Consider the following 20,918-nt stretch of genomic DNA (forward strand, 5'->3'; position numbering starts at 1 on the left):
AATCCGTAAGTGGTGCCAGAAGGGCGTCGCGTCGCAGTGATCGGCTCGTCGGCCGGGTGCTACCCCAGCATCGCGGCCAGCCGGTGGACGACCTGCTCGTCGAACAGGCCGTTGGCGGCCATCCAGTCGTCGTTGAACACGGTGTCCAGGTACTTGTCGCCGCCGTCGCAGACCAGGGCGACGATGGTGGTCCCGGGCCCGGCGCTCCGGGCATGCTCCAAGGCCTTGTAGACCACGCCGCCGGCCGAACCGCCGATCAGGATGCCGAAGTTCCTCGCCAGGTAACGGCAGGTCTCGAAGGCCTCCGAGTCGCTGGCCTTGACCCCCTCGTCGATCACTTCGTAGTCGACGACGCCGCCGATCTCCGAGCCCTCGGGCGTACCGGTGCCGGACTGGTGGTACGGCGCACCCGGCCCGCCGAAGACCACCGACCCGACCGGCTCGACGCCGATGATCTTCAAGTCCGGGATGCGCTCCCGCAGGACGCGGCCGGTGCCGCAGAGCGAACCACCGGTGCCTACAGCCCCGTACAGGTAGTCGATGTCGTCGCCGAGGTCGTCGTGCAGTTCGCGGGCGAGTGGCCGGTAGCCGTTGGGGTTCCCCTGATTACGGTGTTGGGCGGTCCAGTACGCGCCGTACTCAGCCGCGAGTCGCTCGGCCACGGTGTCGCGTTCGGCGGTGGCGAGGCCCTCCTCGTCCCCGGCGACGTTGAGTATGTCGGCGCCGTAGGCGAGCATGCCGCGCAACTTGTCCGTGCTGGAGTGGTTGTCCACCACGGCGGTGAACTTGTATCCGCGTTCGGCGGCGATGAGCGCCAGGCCGAGCCCGGTGTTGCCGGAGGTGGACTCGACCAGCCACCCGCCGGGGGCGAGCAGCCCCGCCTCCTCCGCCTCGTCCACCATGTTCCTGGCCATCCGGATCTTGGCGGTGCCGGTGGGATTGAACTGCTCCAGCTTCAGCAGGACGGTCGCCGAAGCGTCCGCAACTGACAGTTTGAGCAGGGGCGTTCGGCCTATCAGGTCGGATACCTTGCTCTTGATCACAACTTTCCCTTCGCGCAGATCTCCGTCAGACACCGCACGAACACGTCGTTCTCCTCGGGCGTCGACAGGGAGGCTCGGATGTAGGTCTCGTATCCCGGCTCGCGCCACGCTTTGGCGATGATTCCGGCGCGGAGCAGCTCCTGAGCGACTTGGTCGGAGCGGCATCCGGTGTCGATGAACAGGAAGTTGGTCGAGGACGGGACCACCCGCAGTCCCGCGCCGCGCAGCCGGTCCGTGACCCTGGCGATCTCCAGACCGGTCCGGCGTACCGTTTCCGCCAGGTGCTCGTGGTCGCCCAGCGCGGCGATGGCGGCGTCCTGGGCGGGTTGGTTGACGTTGTACGGGGTACGGACCCGGTCCAGTGCCTGGATCAGGGTGGCGTCGGAGGCGATGCCGTACCCGACCCGGAAGGCTGCCAGACCATATGCCTTGGAGAAGGTGCGCAGTACGATCCACGGCCGGTCCTGGCCGCGCAGGGCCTCCAGTCCGTCGGGGTACTCGGGGTCGGTCCGCGCGAACTCGCCGTACGCCTCGTCGAGCACGAGCAGCGCCGATTCCGGCATGGCGGCCACGACTTGCTCCAGTTCGCCGGCGCTGAGCATCGCGCCGGTGGGGTTGCACGGGTTGGCGAGAAAGACGAGCTTCGGTCCCCCGGCCAGTGCGTCACGCCAGGCGGCCGCGTCGAATCCGAACTCGGCGGTCACAGGGACCTTGACGACCCGGGCGCCCATGACGCGGGGGAAGATCTCGTGCAGGGCGAACCCGGGCGCCTGGGTGACCACCAGGTCACCGGGATCGAGTACTGCCTGGCACAGCAACTCCAGGATGTTCTCCGAACCGTTGCCGAGCACGACGTGTTCGGCGGGCACGTCCAGGTTCGTCCCGATGGCCTCGGCCAGCCGCTTGCCGGTGGGATCGGGGTAGCGGGAGACACCGCCGGCCAGGGTGCGTCGTACGGCTTCGGCGACCGTGGGAGAGATGCCGTACGGGTTCTCGTTGTTGGAGAGTTTGATCACGTGGCCGCCGCTGAGGGCGGCCACCTCGTCCGGGTCGGCGCCGGGATCGTAGAGCGGCAGGCCCGCCACTTCGCTGCGTATCAACGACGCCGAAGTGGCTGGTGCGAGGACGGGGTTCATGACGGCTCCGGTTGCGGGACGGGGGCGCCTGACGTCTCCCGGTGGAGCCGGTCGACGCGGCGCAGGAACGCGACCAGCAGGATGGCGGCGGTGGCCGCGAGGCCGATGGTCTGGCCGATCCAGACGCCCTCGACACCGAAGTCGGCGGTCACCCCGAGCAGGTAGCCGGCGGGCAGCCCGATCAGCCAGTAGCCGACCAGGGAGATCCGGAAGGGCCCGGCGGTGTCGCCGATGCCGCGCAGGATGCCGTTGCCGATGTTCTGCGTGGCGTCGAAGACCTGCATGAGGGCGGCGATCAGCAGTCCGGTCACGGTGAGCGCGACGATGTCCGAGTTGTCGGCGTGCTCGGCCGAGATGAACAGGGACACGATCGGGTTCGGGATCGCCAGGTACAGGACGGCGATCACCAGCGTCGCGATCATTCCCCAGGCCGTGCCCAGGAGTCCCATGCGGCGTGCTGTCGTGTAGTCGTTCACGCCGTCGGCCTCGCTGATGTGGATCGACGCCGCGTGGGACAGGCCGGCGGAGATCATGAAGACGATGTAGACGATCTGGTTCAGCACCGTCTGCGCGGCCAGGGCGTTCACGCCCAGGGAACCGACGATCAGGGTGAGCACGCTGAAGAACCCGGCCTCCGAGGCATACGTTCCCGAGATCGGCAGGCCGAGGCGCCAGACGGACCGGACCGCGCCCCCGTTCCAGCGCCGCGCGTCGGGCGAGGTGAGGTGCGGGCGCAGGACGCTGTCGCGCAGGATCACCGCGATGAACGCCAGGAAGGACAGCAGGAACACCGTGACGGTGGCGATCGCGACGCCGACGAATCCGAACTCCGGCAGGCCGAACTTGCCGTAGATCAGTGCGTAGTTCAGGCCGATGGTCACTCCGACCGAGGCCAGTGTGATGGCCAGCAGCGGGCCGGGGCGCTTGAGGCCGGTGGTGAAGTGCCGCAGGTTCTGGAACCACAGGCAGGGCAGCATGCCCGGGGCAAGGACCACCAGGAAGTCACCTGCCTTGTCGACCACCTTCGGGTCCTGGCCCAGCAGGATGAGCAGCGGGCCGATCAGCAGCAGCACCGCGCAGAACGCCACACCGCAGACGGTCGCCCAGAAGAAGCCCGCGAACAGCAGGGCGCCGATCCGTTCCCGGTCGCCTTGCACCCGCGCCTCGGCCACCAGATTGCTGACCCCGGTGACCAGGCCGGTCCCGGTGGTACGCAACTGGTTGAACAGCGCGATGGCCAGACCGGCGGCGGCGATCTCGACCGCCCCGAGCCTGCCCAGCATCACGATGTCCACGGTGGTCAGCGCGACGTAGGCGAAGTTGGTCAGGATCAGCGGAAACGCGAGCTTCAGCAGCGCCCGCGAGTTCCTGACCCACCAGCCGACGCCGGCCTCTGTCATGTCGGTCGTGTCGGTTGTCCGGGTACTGCTCACCAGAAGTTGACCTTTTCCCCGCGCCCGCTCGCCTGCGCGAGATCGGCTATGTACCGGCCCAGCGCGGCGTCCGTGACCGCCATGCCGCTGTTGTAGGCGAAGACCACGTCGTCCGGAGTGCGCCGGGCAGGTGCCCGGCCGAGCAGGACGTCGGGCAGCTGGGCGTCGACCGACGGCAGGCTGCCGTCCTCGCCCCGCAGGTCGTCGCAGGTGGCGTGCATCTGGGCGGTGTCGGTGGCGATCCGGTAGTCCGCGCCGTGGCACACGTCGGCGTGCACGCCGTACCCGAGGAGTACGGCGACCGAGCCCGGCTTCATCCAGTCGCGCCGGACCTCCTCCGTGGCCGACAGGCCGGCGGCGCCGATCACGATGTCCGCCTCACCGGCGGCCTCCCGGAGATCCTTGACGATCTCGACCTCGCGACCGTCGACACTGTCCTGGACCGCGCGCAGACCCTCGGGGTAGGTGCCGAACACCTGCAGGCGCTCCAGCTTCGGCAGGGCCGCGACCAGCATCGGCAGGGCCGCCTGCCCCTGAACGCCGGTGCCGACGACCAGGGCGGTTCGAGCGTCGGGGCAGGCCGCGCGGGCGAACAGCGCGGTGGTGGCCGAGGACCGCAAGGGGCCGAGCTTCACCACGTCCATCAGCGCGATGGGCGCCCCGGTGGTGTCGTCGACGAGGAAGACGAAAGAGTGGAACCGGTAACTGTCCCGGGTGCGGCGCGGGTCGAACTCGTAGACGGCCTTGAAGCAGACGGTGCCGCTGCCCGCGTCCCTGGCCACCATCGAATAGCTCAGCGAGTGATGGTCGGGATCGTCGATGATCGTCTTGACCGGGTTGTTCGAGCCGCCTTCGCGCAATGCGCGGTACGCCTGCTCCACGACCTCGATCACCTGGTGGTGGTCAAGGTCGAGACCTTCTTGCTGGGACTGCGGCAAGAGCCACAACTGCCCCGGCGGGGCGTAGCTCTGTGACATGCGGGGTTTCTCCTTCATTCGAGGTCGCGTCGGATCGGTTCGAGGTCGCGTCAGATTCCGTCCAGGTGCCAGCGCGGCCGGGCCCCGCCGTCACCGAGGCGGAGCACGGCTTTCAGGGGTAGCGCGGCGTCATGGAACGGCGATTCGTTGGAGTCCATCTGGTAGCCCGCCGTGTTGAGGTAGACCAGGTGGTCACCGCGCCGGACGGGCCGCGGGAAGCCGATCTTCCGCCAGGTCACCAGGTCGCTCTCCAGGCAGGTCGAGCCCGCGACGCAGGCCGGGAACATCTCGTCGGCGGTGGACTGGGCGGACACCAGCAGCGGGTCGGGGAGGTAGTCACTGTTGAACCACTGCTCGGAGAGGCTGAAACTGCTGCCGGCGACCGTGACGATGGCGTACCCCTCGGTGTCCCGCCGGTCGTCCACCTGCTGTACGCGGTACATGGTGAATCCGGCCTGGTCGAGCAGGGCCCGGCCGGGCTCCACGACGAACCGGATGCCGGTGCGTCGTGCCTTCGCCGACAACGTCTCGGCCCCGTCGACCGGGTGCGACATGATCGCGCGCACTGCCTCGGCGGCCGTCTGCCCGCCGTACGGATAGAAGTCCTTGAAGTCCTTGGCCGCGTGGTAGTGGGCCGGCTCGTTCTGCTCGATGAACTCGTCCCAGAGTCGCGGCTCGACATAGCGGACCGGCAACCCGCCGCCGATGTCCACCAGTTCGGCGGAGAGCGAGCCGCGCCGCCTGGCGTCGAGGCAGTGCTCGATCATCTCGTTCGCCGCCGTCGCGCGTTCCGCGGCGGAGTAGCCGTTCAGGTGGAAGGAGAAACCGCGGAGGCTGATGTGATCGGCGAGTTCCGCGCACAGACCGACGGCGGCGTCACGCTCGGCGGCTGACAGCCCGAAGCGACTTCCCGGTTGACCGGCCGTACGGGACCTCAACAGGACACTGGCCTGCCGTCGCGCGAGCCGTGCGGTCACAGCGAGCCGACGTAGCTCACTGATCGAGTCGACGGCGACCAGGCAGCCGTGCTGAACGGCGAGAGCGTGCAGGGTGTCGTCCTTCTCCGGGCCGGAGATGCCGATCCGGTGTCCGGGCACCCCGCCGGCCAGGGCCTTGACCAGTTCGGGGGTGCTGGCGGCGTCGATCCCGACACCGAGGGCAGCGGCCGACTTGACGTAGCAGTCGGCCTTGTTCGCCTTCTTGGCGAACAGGATGTCGGCGGTCGCGCCCGTCTCGGCGAACGCCCGCCGGAGTTGGGTGACGTTCTCCTCGAAGATCTCGGGCAGCACGACGTGCAGCGGTGATCCCAGACCGTCGAGAAGGTCGGCGAGCAGGGCACGGTGACTCGCCAGGAGGGTGGAGACGGTGGGATGCCGGAGTGCGGTGAGCGCGAAGGGCCGCACTCCGGCCATCGGAGGCGCCGGCGCCTGCGGTGAGATAAGCACACCAGATTCTTACACGAGGATGACACTCATTTTCAATAAGCGCTCAGCGGTGGTGCTCTGCTCGCCCGGTGCGGACGGGCACTAATGCCACTAATCAGGCGCGAGGTCCGGTGAATCCGTCGAGTTGGGAGGTCAGTAAGAGGCCGACCGCCGATCGCACGAAACATCCCCTCCGCCCGGGAATGCGTTGTGACAGCAGTCCTCTCCACCAGGGGCACCGGCCTCAACAGTGGGCCTTCCCAGCACTGACATAGGGGCAACACGCACACCCGTCCCCTGAACTATGTAGTCCCACCACATGTGCCCCTGACCTGCAGATTCCTACCGTGTGCGAACACACACCCGTCCCCACCGCACACGAGGAAGTGGCGCACATGGCCTCCGCAGCAACCGCTCCCCCACCACCGGGCAACCTCAAGCGCATCGTCGCCGCCAGCCTCATCGGCACCACCATCGAGTGGTACGACTTCTTCCTGTACGGCTCCGCCGCCGCCCTCGTCTTCAACAAGCTGTTCTTCCCGGACTCCGATCCGCTCGTCGGCACCCTCCTCTCCTTCCTGACGTACGCCGTCGGATTCGCCGCCCGGCCGCTCGGCGCGCTTGTCTTCGGCCATTACGGGGACCGGCTCGGCCGCAAGAAGCTGCTGGTGCTGAGCTTGTTGCTGATGGGCGGGGCGACCTTCGCGATCGGATTGCTGCCCACGCACGCCACGATCGGGTCCGCCGCACCCGTGCTGCTGACCGTGCTGCGTCTGGTTCAGGGTTTCGCGCTCGGCGGTGAGTGGGGCGGGGCGGTACTCCTGGTGTCGGAACACGGGGACGCTCGACGGCGCGGCTTCTGGGCCTCGTGGCCGCAGACCGGCGCGCCCGCGGGGCAACTGCTGGCGACCGGTGTGCTGTCCGCGCTGACGGCCCTCCTCTCGGAGGGCGCGTTCGAGAGCTGGGGCTGGCGGATCCCGTTCCTGCTCTCCGGCGTCCTGGTGATCGTCGGTTTGTGGATTCGTCTGTCTGTCGATGAATCGCCTGTCTTCCGGCAGGCGTTGGCCCAGGCAGAGGCCCGCAAGGCGGCACACACCGCCGAGGCCGAGCGGATGCCGCTGGTCTCCGTGCTGCGCCATCACTGGCGTGACGTCCTGGTGGCCATGGGCGCACGCATGGCGGAGAACATCAGCTACTACGTCATCACCGCGTTCATCCTCGTCTACGCCACCACCTCGGCCGGTGTCTCCAAGCAGACCGCTCTCAACTCCGTCCTGATCGCCTCTGCCGTGCACTTCGCGGTCATTCCACTGTGGGGCGCGTTGTCGGACCGTATCGGCCGTCGGCCCGTGTACCTGTTGGGCGCCGTCGGTGTCGGGCTGTGGATGTTCCCGTTCTTCCGCCTCATCGACACCGGAGGCTTCGGCAACCTGATCCTCGCCGTCACCGTCGGCCTGGTGCTGCACGGCGCCATGTACGCGCCTCAGGCGGCCTTCTTCTCCGAGATGTTCGCGACCCGGATGCGCTACTCCGGGGCCTCGATCGGCGCCCAGTTCGCCTCGGTCGCGGCAGGAGCCCCCGCACCGCTCATCGCCACGGCGCTGCTGTCCGACTACGGCAGCTCCACGCCGATCGCCCTGTACGTCATCGCCGCGGCGCTCCTGACGGTGCTCGCCGTGGGTGTCGCCAAGGAGACCCGCCACCGGGACCTGGCCGACATCGACGCCTCGGCGGACACGGAGCCTACGGCGCCCCGAGCGGCGGACGCGCACAAGGTCTGACCCGCGGCTCGCCACGCACGGCCCGCCCCGCCCCGGGTATCCGGCCCCCGTACGTCTCGCGTACGGGGGTCAGCGCTGTGCCGAGGCCGACAACCGGTGCAGTCGCAGGGCCAGTTGGATCTCCAGGGCGCGGCCGGGGCTCTGCCAGTCCTCGCCGAGGAGGCGGCCGACGCGCTCCAGGCGCTGGGCGACCGTGTTGACGTGGACGTGCAGTGCGTCCTTGGTGCGGGCGGGGCTCATCCCGCACGCGAAGTAGGCGTCGAGGGTGCGCAACAGGTCGGTGCCGCGCCGTTCGTCGTAGGCGACGACCTGGCCGATCGTACGGCCGACGTAGCCGGAGATGTCCCGGTCGCCGGCGAGCAGCAGGCCCAGGAAGCCGAAGTCCTCGGCGGCGGCGCCGTCTCCGGAGCGGCCCAGCAGCCGCAGGGCGTCGAGGCAGCGTCGGCCTTCCTCGTAGGCGGCGGCCACGGCGTCGGGGTGCACGGCCAGGTTCTCGACCGGTGCGGAGGAGCCGACGGTGACCGCCTCGTGGACGGCCGTGCCGAGGTGCCGGGCGGTGCGGCGGGCCAGGTCGGTGGCGGTGTCGCCGGGTTCGAGTGGCAGGAGCAGCACTGTGCCGCCGTCGCGGGCTGCGGCCAGACCGTGTCGTGTCGCCGCGAGGTGGGACGCGGCGGACCAGAGGCGCCGGCGGGCGTCGGCCTCCTGGTCGGCGTCGGCCGCGGCGGCCTCGAGGCGGGCGGCGACGACGACATGGGTGGCGTCGAGGTCGGCGTCGAGGCGGGCGGCGCGCTCGCGCAACAGACGCGGGTCGCGGTCGCGCGCGTCGAGCAGGTCGTCCAGCAGCTCGCCGCGGACGCGCTGTTCGGCCTCGGCGGCGGAGCGTCGGGCGAGCAGCAGCAGGGAGGTGACCATGGCCGCCCGCTCCAGGGTGCGCTGGTCCACGGGGTCGAGTCCGGGGTGGCCGCGCAGTACGAGAGCACCGAGCAGTTCGCCGCCCGCGGACACCGCGGCGATCCAGTCGTCGTCGTGCCGGACCGCGTGACCCTCGGCGCGGGACGCCTCCAGCGCCCGGGCCGGAGCTGCGGCGGCGTCGGCGAACTCGACCGCGCCGTCGAGGACTTCGGAGACCGCGGCGGCCACGTCGTGCACCCCGCCGCCGCGCAGCACCAGTTCGGCGAGCCGGTCGTGCACGTCCGAGGCTCGTTCGATCACTCCGCTGCGGTCACGGATGATCTCGTTGGCCCGCTCCAGGTCGGCGAGGGCCGAGCGGGTCTCGGTGAGCAGGTTCGCGGTGTCGAGGGCAGCCGCGGCCAGGGCGGCGAAGGACCCGAGCAGCGCGATCTGCTCCCGCTCGAAGACCCGGGCACGCCGGTCCGCGGCGAACAGGACCCCGATCACATGGTGCCCCAGCATCAGGGGCACGCCGAGGATGGCGACCAGTCCCTCGTCACGCACGCCGGCGTCGATGGGCAGGGTGTGCTGGAAGCGGTCGTCCTTGAAGTAGTCGTCGGTGACATAGGGACGGGCCGTCTGCGCCACGAGGCCGCCGAGGCCCTCGCCCATGCCGAGCCGCAGCTGCTGGAAGCGGGCGGCGACCGAGCCCTCGGTCACCCGCATATAGGTGTCGCCCCTGGCCGGGTCGTTCAGGCTGAGGTAGGCCACGTCGGTGCCGAGCAGCGACCGGGCGCGCTGCACGATCGCTTGCAGCACGGAGTCCAGGTCCCGCAGGCCGGCCAGGTCGTGGGCCGTCTCGAAGAGGGCCGACAGCTCGGCCTCTCGTCTGCGGCGCCCTTCCAGCTCGGAGCGCACACGCAGCGCGAGCAGCTTGGCCTGTTCGAGGGCGACGATCTGCTCGGTGGGTCTGCCCTCGGCGCGGGCGAGCAGCACCGGCTGCTCGTAGGCGTCGGCGGACGCACCCCGGGCCAGCAGCTCGAGGAACGGTGTCTCGGCGCTGCTCAGGGGCGCTCCGGCAGCGGTGGCGGAACGCTCGGCGGGGTGCACGTGATCGCTGGACATGCTCACAGGATTGCTCATCGCGCCCTCACCCCGTCAGCCCTGTGGACAACTCGCCAGTCGGCAGGATGTTCGACGAGCGGGCGGGTCAGTGGGCGGTCCAGCCGCCGTCGAGAACGAGTGACATGCCGGTCACGAAGGAGGCGTGCGGGCCGCACAGATACGCCACGGCCTCGGCGACCTCCTCCGGTTCGATGAGCCGTTTGACCGCGCTGTCCTGCAACATCACCTCGGTCAGCACCCGTTCCTCGGGGATGCCGTGCGCCCGAGCCTGGTCGGCGAGCTGCTTCTCGACCAGGGGGGTGCGCACATAGGCGGGGTTCACACAGTTCGAGGTGACGCCATGGGGTGCGCCCTCCAGGGCGGCTGTCTTGGAGAGTCCCTCCAAGCCGTGTTTGGCGGCCACATAGGCCGACTTGAACGCCGATGCGCGCAGCCCGTGGACGGAGGACACATTGACGATCCGCCCCCAGCCCTGCCCGTACATATGGGGCAGGGCACCACGGATGAGCCGGAAGGGCGCCTCCAGCATCACGGTGAGCACCGTGTGGAAGGCGTCCGGCGGGAACTCCTCGATGGGGCGCACCAGCTGAAGACCGGCGTTGTTGACCAGGATGTCGGTACCGGCGGCGGCGAGCTCGGCGGCGTCCAGGTCGGTGAGGTCGAGGACGTGTGGCTCGACGGTGCCCGGGAGGGTCCGTGCGTTCTCGGCGAGCGCCTCCAGGCCTTCGGCGTCCCGGTCGACCGCTCTCACCTTGGCCCCCGAGCCCGCCAGCCGCAGCACACAGGAACGGCCGATGCCGCCGGCGGCACCGGTGACGAGGGCGGTGCGGCCACCGAGGTCGAGCGAGGAGTACGGCGAGGACGTGGAGGAGGGGGAGAACGGGGTGGGCGGGGACGCGCCTTGAGCCGGGGGCATGCTGGGCGGGGTCATGGATCGACCCTAGGCAGCACCCCCGCGAGGCCACATATGGCCGCCGCCCATACTTCAGTCCGCGCTCATGGGCTGGAACCACGTGGGTTCATCGGACAGCGCCTGCTTGATCCGGAACAGCTGGCCTTCGTCCATCACGGGCAGCGCGTCCACGTCGAACCAGCCCACATCCACGGACTCGTCGTCGTTCACCCGCACTTCGCCGCCGACGGCTCGGCAGCGGAAGGTGATGTCCATGAACTGGCACATGTCGCCGTTGGGGTAGGTCACCTCATCGCTGGACCTGACGAGGACCACACGTTCGGCGACGCACCGGACTGCGGTCTCCTCGTACACCTCCCGCACGGCGCAGGCCGCGGGCTGCTCACCCGGGTCCGGGATCCCGTTGATCACCGTCCACTTGCGGTTGTCCGCGCGCTGCCCCAGCAGGACCCGCCCCTGGTCGTCGAAGACGACGGCGCTTACCCCGGGAAGCCACAGCAGCTGGTGACCGGCGGAGGCCCGGATCGTACGAATGAAGTCAGGAGTAGCCATGGCCCCGACCCTAGTGCGGCCTGGCCGCGGCGCGGGGCAGAGGGGCGACCGGCGCGAGGTGACCGGCACGGACCACCGCCGGGCGCTGTCACCTGCCTGGGTCGGCGGCGTCCGTCGGCTCGTGCGCGGGCTGGGTGCGACCGGCGCGTCGAGTGCGCACCCCGGACCCGATCGCCCAGCCCAGACCGCCCGCGGCGACCAGCACCAGGGCGATCTCCGGCAGGACGCCGAGCCCCGTCGCGGGTGTCTCGGAGGAGCGCAGCGGCACCTTCTGGACCAGTGAGTCGGCCACGAACATGCCCGTCCGCTGCGTGATGCGCCCGTCCGGCATGATGATCGCGCTGACGCCGCTGGTCACCGGAACGGTGACGGTCCTGCTGTGCTCGACGGCGCGGACTCGGGACATGGCGAGCTGCTGGTAGGTCATCTCGCTGCGGCCGAAGGTGGCGTTGTTGCTCGGCACGGAGATCATCTGCGCGCCGTCGACGACCTCGGAGCGCACGGCCCAGTCGAAGGCCGCCTCGTAGCAGGTGACCAGACCGACCTCGGCGCCGTCCATGGTGAACACACCCGGCTCGCTGCCCCGGCTGAAGTCCTTGCGGACCATGGACGTCCAGGTCTCGTTGATCGCGCCGACCAGCGAGCGCAGCGGCAGGTACTCGCCGAACGGCTGGATCTGCCGCTTGTCGTACGTGTCGACGGGGCCCTTGACCGGGTCCCACAGAATCTGCTCGTTGAGCAGCTTGCCGTCCCGCTCGACGACGCCGCCGACGGAGATGGGTGCGCCGATGGCCTTGGCCGCGTCGTCGATGACATCGCGGGCGTCGACGTTGGCGAAGGGGTCGATGTCGGAGGAGTTCTCCGGCCACAGCACGAAGTCGGGCTTGGCGACCTTGCCCGCCTTGACCGCGGCGGCGAGGCGCTCGGTCTCACGGGCGTGGTGGTCGAGCACGGCCCGCCGCTGCGCGTTGAAGTCCAGCCCCGCGCGCGGCACATTGCCCTGGATGACCGCGACGGTCGCGGTGCCGTCCTCGGCCTTGTCGCTGACCAGGGGCCGCGCGGCCACGGCGCCCGCCACGGGTACGGCCACGCTCAGCAGGGCCACGGTCGCGGCGGACCGCTGAACGGCCCCGGTGCGCCGCCGCTCCACCAGGAGGCGTACGACGTCATAGAGACCGAAGCCGCACAGGACGACCGCGAAACCGAGGACCGGGGTGCCGCCCACCGCGGCGAGGGGCAGGAAGACGCCGTCGGCCTGACCGAAGGCGATCTTGCCCCAGGGGAAGCCGTTGAACGGCGCACGCGCGCGTGCCGCCTCTCCGGCGATCCACAGTGCCGCCGCCCAGACCGGCCGGCCCGGCAGCTTCGACACCGCGGCGATGCCCACACCGACCAGCGCGACGAAGACGGCCTCGATGGCGACCAACGCGAGCCACGGGCCGGGACCGACCTCCACGCCCGTCCACACCAGCAGCGGCAGCAGGAACCCGAGCCCGAAGAGATAGCCGAGACCAAATGCCGCCTTCCAGCCACGGCCGCGCAGTACCCAGCCGAAGACGGCGAAGGCCGGCAGGGCCAGCCACCACAGGCTGCGCGGCGGGAAGCTGACGTAGAGCAGCACTCCGGAGAGCGCGGCGGCGAGAGCCGGGACCAGGCGCATGAGCCGGCCCGCGCGCGAGGTGGGCGCGATCTGGGCCTCCAACTGGTCCGACTCGTCCACGGAAGTTGCGGTGACGGTCACTCCGGGAGTGTACGGCGGTCGGCTTCGGCGCGGACAGCGCGGTCGGGCGGGCAGCGGGGCTCCCACGTGGGCGCCTGCGGTCGGCCGACTGTCGGCACGGCAGGAATGTCCCAGACATCTCAGGCTTCTCGAACTTCTTGGATGTCTCGGACATCTTGATTTCCAGGACATCACGGATGCCTCGGATAACTCGTACGGATCCCGATCACCCGCCGCCCCCGTGGAGCCCACTCCCTCCCGCCGACCTCCCCTCGCCGCATCGCTCCTGCACGACACGTCCACAAACCGTCCATCAGCGGTTACGGTATGCCGGTGCCCCAGTCGTAGCGCCGGTCAGGTCCGGGCGGCCGGGGTCCGTCACAGGTCGGGGGACCGGGTTCGGGGGGCGGGGTGGGTCTCACGAGGACGACGTCTGCGGCAGGTCCGGATGAGGACGGCGACAGACGAAACGTTTCTGATGCCACGGGCGTGGTGGTGCTGGGAGTCTGCGCCGCATGGTCGCTGATCTCGGCCGCCGTTCACGACGGCCGACCCGAAGGCGTCCTGCTCGCCATCCTCGCGGTGGCCGCCGGTTACGCCGCGGGCCGGATCTGCGGGGCGCTGCTGCCGGTCGCCGCGCCGTGTGCCGGAGCACTGGCCGGGGTGGCGCTGACGCTGACCGTTCCGCACCTCTCCCCCGGGCCGCAGATCGTCGCCCCGCTGGGCCACGCCGGGGCCACCGCCGCCGTACTGACCCTCTCCGCCGGTGCCGCGTGCTGCGCCGCCTGGGCCGCCTCGGCACCGGCCCTGCGGCTGCTGCTGCGCGCGCTCGCCGTCGCGATCGCGGTGACCGCGGCCGTGCTCGGCTCGACCGCCGGCTTCATCACCTGCACAGCCGTCGTCCTGTGCTCGCTCGCCGCCGGCCAGGTCCGCAACCGCGGCGCCGGCATCGCCGCACTGGCTCTGGCGGCGACCTCGATCCCGGCCCTGACCTGGGCAGTCGCCGGCGGCGCGGTGCCCGGCGGGTTCGCCTCCTGGCTGGAGAACCAGCTGACCCCGCACCGGATCCAGCTGTGGCGGGACGCCCTGCACCTGGCGCGCGAGGATCTCGCCCTCGGTGTGGGTCCGGGCCGCTTCGGCGAGCTCAGCACGACGGCAACCGGCACGCTGCTGTCCGATGGCAAGCCGCACTCGGCGCCCCTTCAGCAGGCGGCGGAACAGGGAGTCGTCGGCCTGCTCCTGCTGGCGGCGGCCTTCTGCTGGGTGCTGTTCGCACTGTGGCGCACCGCGCGCCCCACCCCGGTCGCACTCACCGCGGGCGCGTCCCTGACCGCGCTGGCGGCGATCGCCGCGATCGGCAACGCGCTCAGCTTCACGGCGGTGTCGGTGGGCGCGGGGCTGCTGGCGGGGCTGGCCACGGCACGCCCCATCGTCCACGGGCCGTCGAAGCGCGAGAGCGACGTACGCGCGCGTGCCGACGACCGGCTGACGCCGTGACCACAAGGACAGACGGGTGTGACGTCGGGCGTCGACGTCAGAGCGCCGTGCCGGGCGCCCGTGTCCGCAGACGGTCCCTGATCACCCCTACGGCCGACTCCGCGTCGTCCACGGTGATCGTGAACGTATGGCCGTCCCACAGCCTCAGCACCAGGCCCTCGCCGCGGCGTACGACGACGGCGGTTCCCTTCTCCGGCCGCCACCGGTATCCCCAGCCGCCCCAGTGACGTGGCGTGACGTGCTCGACGAAGTCGGCGCCCGCGACCTCGGAGAGGGGAATGCGGCGGCGCGGCACCCCGATGTGTCCGCAGCGCACCTCGAGGCATTCCTGGTCGACCTTCAGGGCGACATGTACGAAGGCCAGGGTGCCGAAGAGGACGAGCAGACCGGCCGCGATACAGCCGACGACGGCCATCACGAGCGGGGCGACCCCGCCCGTCCAGGGCGAGTCGATGGCGAGTTCGATGCCGAGCCCCATGCAGGCGGCGCCCACGAGCGCCATCAGCCACTGGACCCGGTTGGTGGCCCGCCCGGTCCAGACATCGGGGTGCGGTTTCCTGCCGTGGAGGTGGTCCCTCATGCCTATGAGGTTACTCAGGTTTCGCTCCGCTGGTACCGGGCTGCAGAGGGTGACTGGGCCGACCGGGCGCAGCCGGAGCGACACCCTCCGTTCGTGCCCCCAGATCACCTGGCCGGGGCGATCGCCTGGAGGAGGCGGCCTTCCTCGTACGCGAGGGCGGGGTCGGGGAGCGCGCCCTCACGGCCGCTGAGAATCACCGTCAGGGTGCCGCTGGCCGCGACCTCGGGGGCGGGCTGTTCGCCGATGCGGCGCAGCGCCTGCGCGGCGACCGCTCCGGCGGAGCCGTGCAGGACGAGCGGCGGGTGGCCGGGGCGCTGGACGGCCGTGCGGATGCGCTCGGCGACGAGTTCGTAGTGGGTGCAGCCCAGGACGACGGTCGTCACGTCCTTGGGGGTCAGCGCGGCTGCCGCGGCGACGGCGACCTCGATCGCCGCCTCGTCCGCGTGTTCGACCGCTTCGGCCAGACCGAAGCACGGCACCTCGGCGACGCGCACGCCCTCGGCGAAGTCCCTGATGAGGTTCCGCTGGTAGGGACTGCCCGTGGTGGCGGGAGTGGCCCAGATCGCGACCGTGCCGCCGCCGGCGGCGGCAGGCTTGATCGCCGGGACGGTGCCGATGACCGGGATCCCGGGTTCGAGGCGGGCGCGCAGGGCGGGCAGGGCGTGCACGGTCGCGGTGTTGCAGCCGACGATCAGGGCGTCCGGCCGGTGCGCGGCGGCGGCAGCAGCCACGGCCACGGCGCGCTGCGTGAGGTCCTGCGGCGTGCGCGGGCCCCAGGGCATGCCGTCGGGGTCGAGGGAGAGCACGAGATGTGCGTCGGGTCGCAGCCGCCGTACCGCGGCGGTGGCCGCGAGCAAGCCGATTCCGGAGTCCATCAGCGCGATCTTCACCCGGCCACGATAGATGATGGGCCCTTGCGGACCGGCCCGGTGGGGCAGACTGCGCAGGTGAGCGCGATCGCGTGGACTGCTGCCCTGTCCCTCGCCGCCTGGCTGTGGCTGCTGCTCGGCCAGGGCCTCTTCTGGCGGACGGACATGAGGCTGCCCCCTCGGCGGGATCCGGACGAGTGGCCGTCGGTGTGCGTCGTCGTCCCGGCACGCGACGAGGCCGCGGTGCTTCCCGCGAGCCTGCCGTCGCTGCTCGCCCAGGACTATCCGGGGCGCGCGGAGATCTTCCTCGTCGACGACGGCAGTTCGGACGGCACCGGGGAGCTGGCCCGTGAACTCGCACGGCGCCACGGCGGACTGCCGCTGACGGTGGCCACCCCCGGCGAACCGGCCCCCGGCTGGACCGGCAAACTCTGGGCCGTACGGCACGGTATCGGCCTGGCACGCGCGCGTGATCCCGAGTATCTGCTGCTGACGGACGCCGACATCGCGCACGCCCCGGACAGCCTGCGGGAGCTGGTCGCGGCGGCGGGCACCGGAGGCTTCGACGTCGTCTCGCAGATGGCCCGGCTGCGGGTGGAGAGCCGGTGGGAGCGCCTGGTCGTCCCGGCGTTCGTGTACTTCTTCGCGCAGTTGTATCCGTTCCGCCGGATCGCGCTGAAGGGCGCCCGGACGGCAGCAGCGGCGGGCGGCTGTGTGCTCCTGCGCACCGAGACGGCCGAGCGGGCACGGATCCCGGACGCCATCCGGCACGCCGTGATCGACGACGTGGCGCTCGCCCGGGCCGTCAAGCAGAGCGGCGGCCACATCTGGCTGGGGCTGGCAGAGCGGGTGGACAGTGTGCGCCCCTGTCCACGGCTGCACGACCTGTGGCGGATGGTCTCGCGCAGCGCGTACGCGCAGTTGCGGCACAACCCGCTGGTGCTGGCCGGGACGGTCGCCGGGCTCACGCTGGTCTATATGGTGCCGCCACTGGCCGTGGTGGCGGGGCCGGTCGGCGGCAACGTCGCGGCGGCGGTCGCCGGTGGTCTCGCCTGGCTGGTGATGACGGGGACGTATGTGCCGATGCTCCGTTACTACCGGCAGCCGCTGTGGCTCGCTCCCCTGCTGCCGTTCACCGCGTTCCTCTATCTCCTCATGACGGTCGATTCCGCGGTGCAGCACTGCCGGGGGCGGGGTGCGGCCTGGAAGGGTCGCACCTACGCGCGTCCGGACGCCGTGCCCGACGAAGGCTGACCCGCGGCGGTCGGGAGCCGGCCGGCTACTTGCGGCCGGGCGTCCAGTTCATGCCCCAGCCGTAGGCGTAGTCGACCGTCCGCTGCGGACTGACCCCGCGCTCGGGGATCAGATAGCGGGCCTCGCGCTGGACGATCAGGTCGTTTCCGGTGTTGGTGATCAGGGCGAGCGCGCACACCGTCGACGGGACCGTGCACTCGTCGAGCGAGAAGTCGACCGGAGCGCCGTGCTGCGGGGTGAGGGTGACCGTGGCGTGCAGGTCGGCGAAGGAGCGTGCCCCTTCATAGATGGTCACGAAGATCAGGATGCGGCGGAAGTCCCGCTGATGGTCGAGGTTGATGGTGAGGTTCTCACCGCTCGCCATGGCACCGGTCCGGTCGTCGCCGTCGAGGTGGATGTACGGCGGCTGGTGCAGGGCGCCGAAGGCGTTGCCGAGGGACTGGATGACTCCCTTCCTGCCGTCGGCCAGCTCGAACAGGGCGCACAGGTCGAGGTCGAGGTCGTTGTGCATGGCGACCGGGCGGCCCAGCTTGCTCGCCCAGCCCGAGAACTGCTTGCGCACCTCCCAGTTGAGGTTCACGCGCATGGCTCCCGAGGTGCCGCCCTGCTTGGTGAGCGAGACCGACGGGGCGGCCTTGGTGAGCGTCACCTTGCTGAGGCTGACCGGCGGGGCCTGGGGGGCGGGCGGGGGAACCGGCGGCATGGCGGGCGGCGGTGTCGTCATCGGGGTCGCCATGGGCGGGGGCGGCGCCGTCGCGGGGGCGGCGGTGGGGGCCGGGGCGGGCGTCTGCTGGGGTTCGTCGACCGTGATGCCGTAGTCGGTGGCGAGGCCCTCCAGGCCGCTGCCGTATCCCTGGCCGACGGCCCGGAACTTCCACGCGCCCTGGCGGCGGTAGAACTCGCCGAGGACGAAAGCGGTCTCGACGGTGGCGCCCGTGCTGTCGAACCGGGCGACGGCGGTGCCCTGGGCGGCGTCCTGGACCTCGATGTAGAGGTCCGGCACCGCGCCGAACGATCCGCCGTCCGAGGAGGCGGCGAGGATGACGGTCTCGATGGAGGGCTCCACGCGCGCGAGGTCGACGAGCAGGCTGTCGGTGACGCGGCCGTCGGTGTTCCGCTTGCCTTCGTGCCGGACGGCGCCGGACGAGTGCTGGGGCTGGTTGTAGAAGACGAAGTCCCCGTCGGAGCGGACCTTTCCACCGACCAGCAGCAGCGCCGAGGCATCGGCGTCGGGCACGCTCGGTCCGGAGCGCCAGCCCAATTCGACTCGCAGTGCCGTCGTAGGCACCGGAGCATTCGATCCTTTCGACATTGTCATGTCCGCCCCCATCAAGGTTCTCGCTGCGCCAGGTGTGTCCCCGGCGGCTCATCGGTTTCTCTCCGGGCCAACCTATTCCCCGCACCGGCGGACTCCTACGACGAGTCCGGGAACCCGGTGGTCAACCGCCGGTAACGCGCCCTCAACTCGGCCTTTACAGGATCTCAACGCCGATCGGCGTCCCTTTTTGCCAAGTTCGCTCGCATTGGGGATCCGGCGTCACTGCGGACACATAAAACAACCCTCTTATCGGTCTCCCCAACCAGCACATCGTGGGCTTAACGTATGCGCCATGACCTCCCCCCGCTCCACCTATGGCGGCGGCTACTACTCCGCCTCCTTCCCGGACACTCCGATCTACGACTCGCTCGTGGCCGAGCGGGGCACCCCGCAGATCGCTCCGATCCGGGTCCCCGCCGCGTACGACACTCCGGGCAGCGCCCTGCCCGCCCTGCCGTCCGCACTGCCCGCCCTCCCCGCGGGACCGTCCCAGCCCTCCTACGGTTATCCGCAGGCGCAGCAGCCCTCCCCGTTGCAGCATGCGCCGGCGGCCTACATCCCGCAGCAGGCGGCCCCGCCGCGTGGCTACCCCGGTCCGCAGGCGCAGCAGCCCCGGCCGGCGGCACCCGGCGGCATGGGCTACGAGGCGATGCGCCCCGCGGCTCCCCGCCCCGTCGCGGCTCCTTATCAGGACCCGTACAACAACCAGCAGTACCGCGGCTACTGACCCGTTCCCCCGGGCTGTCGGCGCCACCTGGCACGATGGCCCCATGGGGCATGCACAGCTGCGGTCGATCCACCTGCATCCGGTCAAGGCGTGCCGGGGCACCGCGCCCCGGGAGGCCGTCGTGGAGCCCTGGGGGCTGCGCGGAGACCGGCGCTGGGCGCTGATCGACGACGGGGGAAAGGTCGTGACGCAGCGCCGGCACCCACGCCTGGCGCTGATCGCCGCCACATTGCTGCCCGGCGGCGGTGTCCGGCTGTCCGCGCCCGGCATGGAATCGCTGACCGTGCCCGTGCCGCGGCCGGTCGGCCTGCTCCCCGTGGAGCTCTTCAAGGACAAGGTGGAGGCTGTCCTCGCCGAGGCCGACGCCGCGCATGCCTGGTGCAGCGCCCATCTCGGTACGCCGGTACGCCTCGTGCACATGGACGACCCCGGCACACGCCGGCCCGTCGACCCCGAGTACGCGCTGCCGGGCGAGACCGTCAGCTTCGCCGACGGCTATCCCCTGCTGCTCACCTCCGCGGCCTCTCTCGACGCCCTCAACTCCCTCATCGCCCAGGGCGACCACGCGGAGGAGGGCCCCTTGCCGATGAACCGGTTCCGGCCCAACGTGGTCGTGTCGGGCACCGCCGCCTGGGCCGAGGACGACTGGTCGCGCATCGCCATCGGCGAGGTCGCCTTCCGGATCCCCAAGACCTGCGGGCGGTGCGTGGTGACCACGACCGATCAGGGCACCGCCGAGCGCGGCAGGGAGCCGCTGTACACCCTGGGCCGGCACCGACGCCTCGGCGGCAAGCTGGTGTTCGGCCAGAACCTGGTACCCCTGTCCCGCGGCACGATCCGGGTCGGTGACCCGGTCACGATCCTCGGCTGAGAAGATCCCGCCCAGGTGTGGGGTTCGGGAACCGGGGCCGGGGGTCCGTGCGTTGGGCTTTCGTGAGAAGTTCATGAGAGGCCCCGGGCGGGGGTGATGTCGCTCGCTCTGCGACGGTCCGTGGGGGAACGGGCTCCGCCGGGGGTTGTCAGGGAGCGGGAAGGGGGTGGCCGGACGATGCGGGCGATCAGCGGACTCTGGCGCTGGCGGCACAATCCGCTGCGCCGTAGGACCGATGTGATCGAAGGCTGGGTCGCCCTCGCGGCGCTCTCTCTGATCCTCGTCGTCGCCCCCTGGGCCGGCTCCCTGGTCGGCGGCCTCGCCCAGGACACACTCCAGAAGTCCGTCCGCGAACAGCGCGCCTCCCGCCACCTGGTGACGGCGACCGTGCTGCGCGAGCTGGACGGCTCCCCGCTGGACAGCGACCCGGAGGCCGCCACGGGTCGGAGCGCGCGCAGCCAGGTCATGGCCGACTGGACCGCACCGGACGGCAGCGTCCACCGGGCACCGGTCATAGCGGGCCTCGACAGCCCCCAGCCCGGCGACCGCTTCACGATATGGACGGACCGCTCGGGACGCCCCGTGGCCCGCCCCCTGGACTCAGCGACGGCCAGGACGCATGCCGCGCTCGCCGGGTTCGGCGCCGCCCTCATAGCCGTCGGCCTGGTCGAGAGCGGCAGACGACTGATCCTGTGGCGCATGGTCCGCCGCCGGTACGCGTGTTGGGACCAGGCCTGGGACAAGGCGGGCCCCGACTGGGGCCGCACCGGCACCGGCAGCTGAGGGCCTTTCCGGCTCTGGTCAACC

18 protein-coding genes are annotated in these 20,918 nt (G+C 70.9%); 6 read left to right on the forward strand and 12 right to left on the reverse strand.

The annotated features are described in order from the left end of the window. Positions 1 to 59: 59 nt before the first annotated feature. The 5 genes from ACHBTE_RS12885 to ACHBTE_RS12905 are packed head-to-tail and all read right to left on the reverse strand — an operon-like array spanning position 60 to position 6,034. Complete coding sequence (locus tag ACHBTE_RS12885; protein ID WP_394723874.1) at positions 60 to 1,043, reverse strand: PLP-dependent cysteine synthase family protein; 984 nt, start codon at positions 1,041 to 1,043, stop codon at positions 60 to 62. Beyond that, a complete protein-coding gene (gene hisC / locus ACHBTE_RS12890) occupies positions 1,040 to 2,179 on the reverse strand; it encodes a histidinol-phosphate transaminase (protein ID WP_394723875.1) in 1,140 nt (379 codons plus the stop codon). Before hisC ends, ACHBTE_RS12885 begins: the two co-directional genes overlap by 4 nt. Next, positions 2,176 to 3,579, reverse strand: a complete 1,404-nt coding sequence (locus tag ACHBTE_RS12895; protein ID WP_394723876.1) for an MATE family efflux transporter — start codon at positions 3,577 to 3,579, stop codon at positions 2,176 to 2,178. The genes hisC and ACHBTE_RS12895 overlap by 4 nt, the downstream gene beginning before the upstream one ends. A gap of 29 nt (positions 3,580 to 3,608) precedes the next feature. Continuing rightward, on the reverse strand, positions 3,609 to 4,589 hold the full coding sequence (locus tag ACHBTE_RS12900; protein ID WP_394723877.1) for an ornithine cyclodeaminase: 981 nt from the start codon (positions 4,587 to 4,589) through the stop codon (positions 3,609 to 3,611). 50 nt (positions 4,590 to 4,639) lie between these two features. Next, positions 4,640 to 6,034: an alanine racemase gene (locus tag ACHBTE_RS12905; protein ID WP_394723878.1), complete on the reverse strand. Its 1,395-nt coding sequence runs from the start codon at positions 6,032 to 6,034 to the stop codon at positions 4,640 to 4,642. 374 nt (positions 6,035 to 6,408) lie between these two features. On the opposite strand from ACHBTE_RS12905, the gene ACHBTE_RS12910 reads away from it, so the two are divergent. After that, positions 6,409 to 7,794, forward strand: coding sequence for an MFS transporter (locus ACHBTE_RS12910; RefSeq protein WP_394723879.1), 1,386 nt, complete (start codon positions 6,409 to 6,411; stop codon positions 7,792 to 7,794). Between the two features lie 69 nt (positions 7,795 to 7,863). On the opposite strand, the gene ACHBTE_RS12915 is transcribed toward ACHBTE_RS12910, so the two are convergent. From ACHBTE_RS12915 to lnt, 4 genes are all read right to left on the reverse strand, one after another. Then, entirely contained in the window at positions 7,864 to 9,810 is a 1,947-nt protein-coding gene (locus ACHBTE_RS12915; RefSeq protein ID WP_394723880.1) for a helix-turn-helix domain-containing protein, read from the reverse strand. 85 nt (positions 9,811 to 9,895) lie between these two features. Beyond that, complete coding sequence (locus ACHBTE_RS12920; RefSeq protein ID WP_394723881.1) at positions 9,896 to 10,741, reverse strand: 3-hydroxybutyrate dehydrogenase; 846 nt, start codon at positions 10,739 to 10,741, stop codon at positions 9,896 to 9,898. 54 nt (positions 10,742 to 10,795) lie between these two features. Then, positions 10,796 to 11,275, reverse strand: a complete 480-nt coding sequence (locus tag ACHBTE_RS12925) for an NUDIX domain-containing protein (protein WP_394723882.1) — start codon at positions 11,273 to 11,275, stop codon at positions 10,796 to 10,798. Positions 11,276 to 11,363: 88 nt separating this feature from the next. After that, a complete protein-coding gene (gene lnt, locus ACHBTE_RS12930; protein ID WP_394723883.1) occupies positions 11,364 to 13,016 on the reverse strand; it encodes an apolipoprotein N-acyltransferase in 1,653 nt (550 codons plus the stop codon). Between the two features lie 471 nt (positions 13,017 to 13,487). Between lnt and ACHBTE_RS12935 the strand changes: the two genes are divergently transcribed. Continuing rightward, entirely contained in the window at positions 13,488 to 14,492 is a 1,005-nt protein-coding gene (locus tag ACHBTE_RS12935; protein ID WP_394723941.1) for an O-antigen ligase family protein, read from the forward strand. Positions 14,493 to 14,529: 37 nt separating this feature from the next. Here ACHBTE_RS12935 and ACHBTE_RS12940 read toward each other — a convergent pair whose 3' ends face one another. Together ACHBTE_RS12940 and ACHBTE_RS12945 are read right to left on the reverse strand one after the other, a co-directional pair. Next, the gene (locus ACHBTE_RS12940) at positions 14,530 to 15,072 is read right to left on the reverse strand and encodes a hypothetical protein (RefSeq protein ID WP_394723884.1); all 543 of its coding nucleotides are present in this window, start codon (positions 15,070 to 15,072) and stop codon (positions 14,530 to 14,532) included. A gap of 104 nt (positions 15,073 to 15,176) precedes the next feature. Next, positions 15,177 to 15,962: a glutamate racemase gene (locus ACHBTE_RS12945; RefSeq protein WP_394723885.1), complete on the reverse strand. Its 786-nt coding sequence runs from the start codon at positions 15,960 to 15,962 to the stop codon at positions 15,177 to 15,179. A 57-nt stretch (positions 15,963 to 16,019) separates the two neighbouring features. Between ACHBTE_RS12945 and ACHBTE_RS12950 the strand changes: the two genes are divergently transcribed. Next, positions 16,020 to 17,195: a glycosyltransferase gene (locus ACHBTE_RS12950; protein ID WP_394723886.1), complete on the forward strand. Its 1,176-nt coding sequence runs from the start codon at positions 16,020 to 16,022 to the stop codon at positions 17,193 to 17,195. A 25-nt stretch (positions 17,196 to 17,220) separates the two neighbouring features. On the opposite strand, the gene ACHBTE_RS12955 is transcribed toward ACHBTE_RS12950, so the two are convergent. Then, complete coding sequence (locus ACHBTE_RS12955; protein ID WP_394723942.1) at positions 17,221 to 18,507, reverse strand: TerD family protein; 1,287 nt, start codon at positions 18,505 to 18,507, stop codon at positions 17,221 to 17,223. A 298-nt stretch (positions 18,508 to 18,805) separates the two neighbouring features. Here ACHBTE_RS12955 and ACHBTE_RS12960 point away from each other — a divergent pair, with 298 nt between their 5' ends. The 3 genes from ACHBTE_RS12960 to ACHBTE_RS12970 all read left to right on the forward strand — a co-directional run bounded on the left by ACHBTE_RS12960 (position 18,806) and on the right by ACHBTE_RS12970 (position 20,894). Then, positions 18,806 to 19,240, forward strand: a complete 435-nt coding sequence (locus tag ACHBTE_RS12960) for a DUF6643 family protein (RefSeq protein WP_394723887.1) — start codon at positions 18,806 to 18,808, stop codon at positions 19,238 to 19,240. Positions 19,241 to 19,283: 43 nt separating this feature from the next. Then, complete coding sequence (locus tag ACHBTE_RS12965; RefSeq protein ID WP_394723888.1) at positions 19,284 to 20,111, forward strand: MOSC domain-containing protein; 828 nt, start codon at positions 19,284 to 19,286, stop codon at positions 20,109 to 20,111. 177 nt (positions 20,112 to 20,288) lie between these two features. Beyond that, the gene (locus ACHBTE_RS12970) at positions 20,289 to 20,894 is read left to right on the forward strand and encodes a hypothetical protein (protein ID WP_394723889.1); all 606 of its coding nucleotides are present in this window, start codon (positions 20,289 to 20,291) and stop codon (positions 20,892 to 20,894) included. Positions 20,895 to 20,918: the final 24 nt, after the last annotated feature.

This window comes from Streptomyces sp. M41 (assembly GCF_043673425.1).
Classification (GTDB): domain Bacteria; phylum Actinomycetota; class Actinomycetes; order Streptomycetales; family Streptomycetaceae; genus Streptomyces.

Bases quoted from the DNA above. Each gene is read 5' to 3' on its own strand.
- hisC (WP_394723875.1), bottom strand. From the start codon at position 2,179: ATGAACCCCGTCCTCGCACCAGCCACTTCGGCGTCGTTGATACGCAGC.
- ACHBTE_RS12895 (WP_394723876.1), bottom strand. From the start codon at position 3,579: ATGACAGAGGCCGGCGTCGGCTGGTGGGTCAGGAACTCGCGGGCGCTG.
- ACHBTE_RS12900 (WP_394723877.1), bottom strand. From the start codon at position 4,589: ATGTCACAGAGCTACGCCCCGCCGGGGCAGTTGTGGCTCTTGCCGCAG.
- ACHBTE_RS12910 (WP_394723879.1), top strand. From the start codon at position 6,409: ATGGCCTCCGCAGCAACCGCTCCCCCACCACCGGGCAACCTCAAGCGC.
- ACHBTE_RS12915 (WP_394723880.1), bottom strand. From the start codon at position 9,810: ATGTCCAGCGATCACGTGCACCCCGCCGAGCGTTCCGCCACCGCTGCC.
- ACHBTE_RS12920 (WP_394723881.1), bottom strand. From the start codon at position 10,741: ATGACCCCGCCCAGCATGCCCCCGGCTCAAGGCGCGTCCCCGCCCACC.
- ACHBTE_RS12925 (WP_394723882.1), bottom strand. From the start codon at position 11,275: ATGGCTACTCCTGACTTCATTCGTACGATCCGGGCCTCCGCCGGTCAC.
- ACHBTE_RS12940 (WP_394723884.1), bottom strand. From the start codon at position 15,072: ATGAGGGACCACCTCCACGGCAGGAAACCGCACCCCGATGTCTGGACC.
- ACHBTE_RS12955 (WP_394723942.1), bottom strand. From the start codon at position 18,507: ATGTCGAAAGGATCGAATGCTCCGGTGCCTACGACGGCACTGCGAGTC.
- ACHBTE_RS12960 (WP_394723887.1), top strand. From the start codon at position 18,806: ATGACCTCCCCCCGCTCCACCTATGGCGGCGGCTACTACTCCGCCTCC.
- ACHBTE_RS12965 (WP_394723888.1), top strand. From the start codon at position 19,284: ATGGGGCATGCACAGCTGCGGTCGATCCACCTGCATCCGGTCAAGGCG.
- ACHBTE_RS12970 (WP_394723889.1), top strand. From the start codon at position 20,289: ATGCGGGCGATCAGCGGACTCTGGCGCTGGCGGCACAATCCGCTGCGC.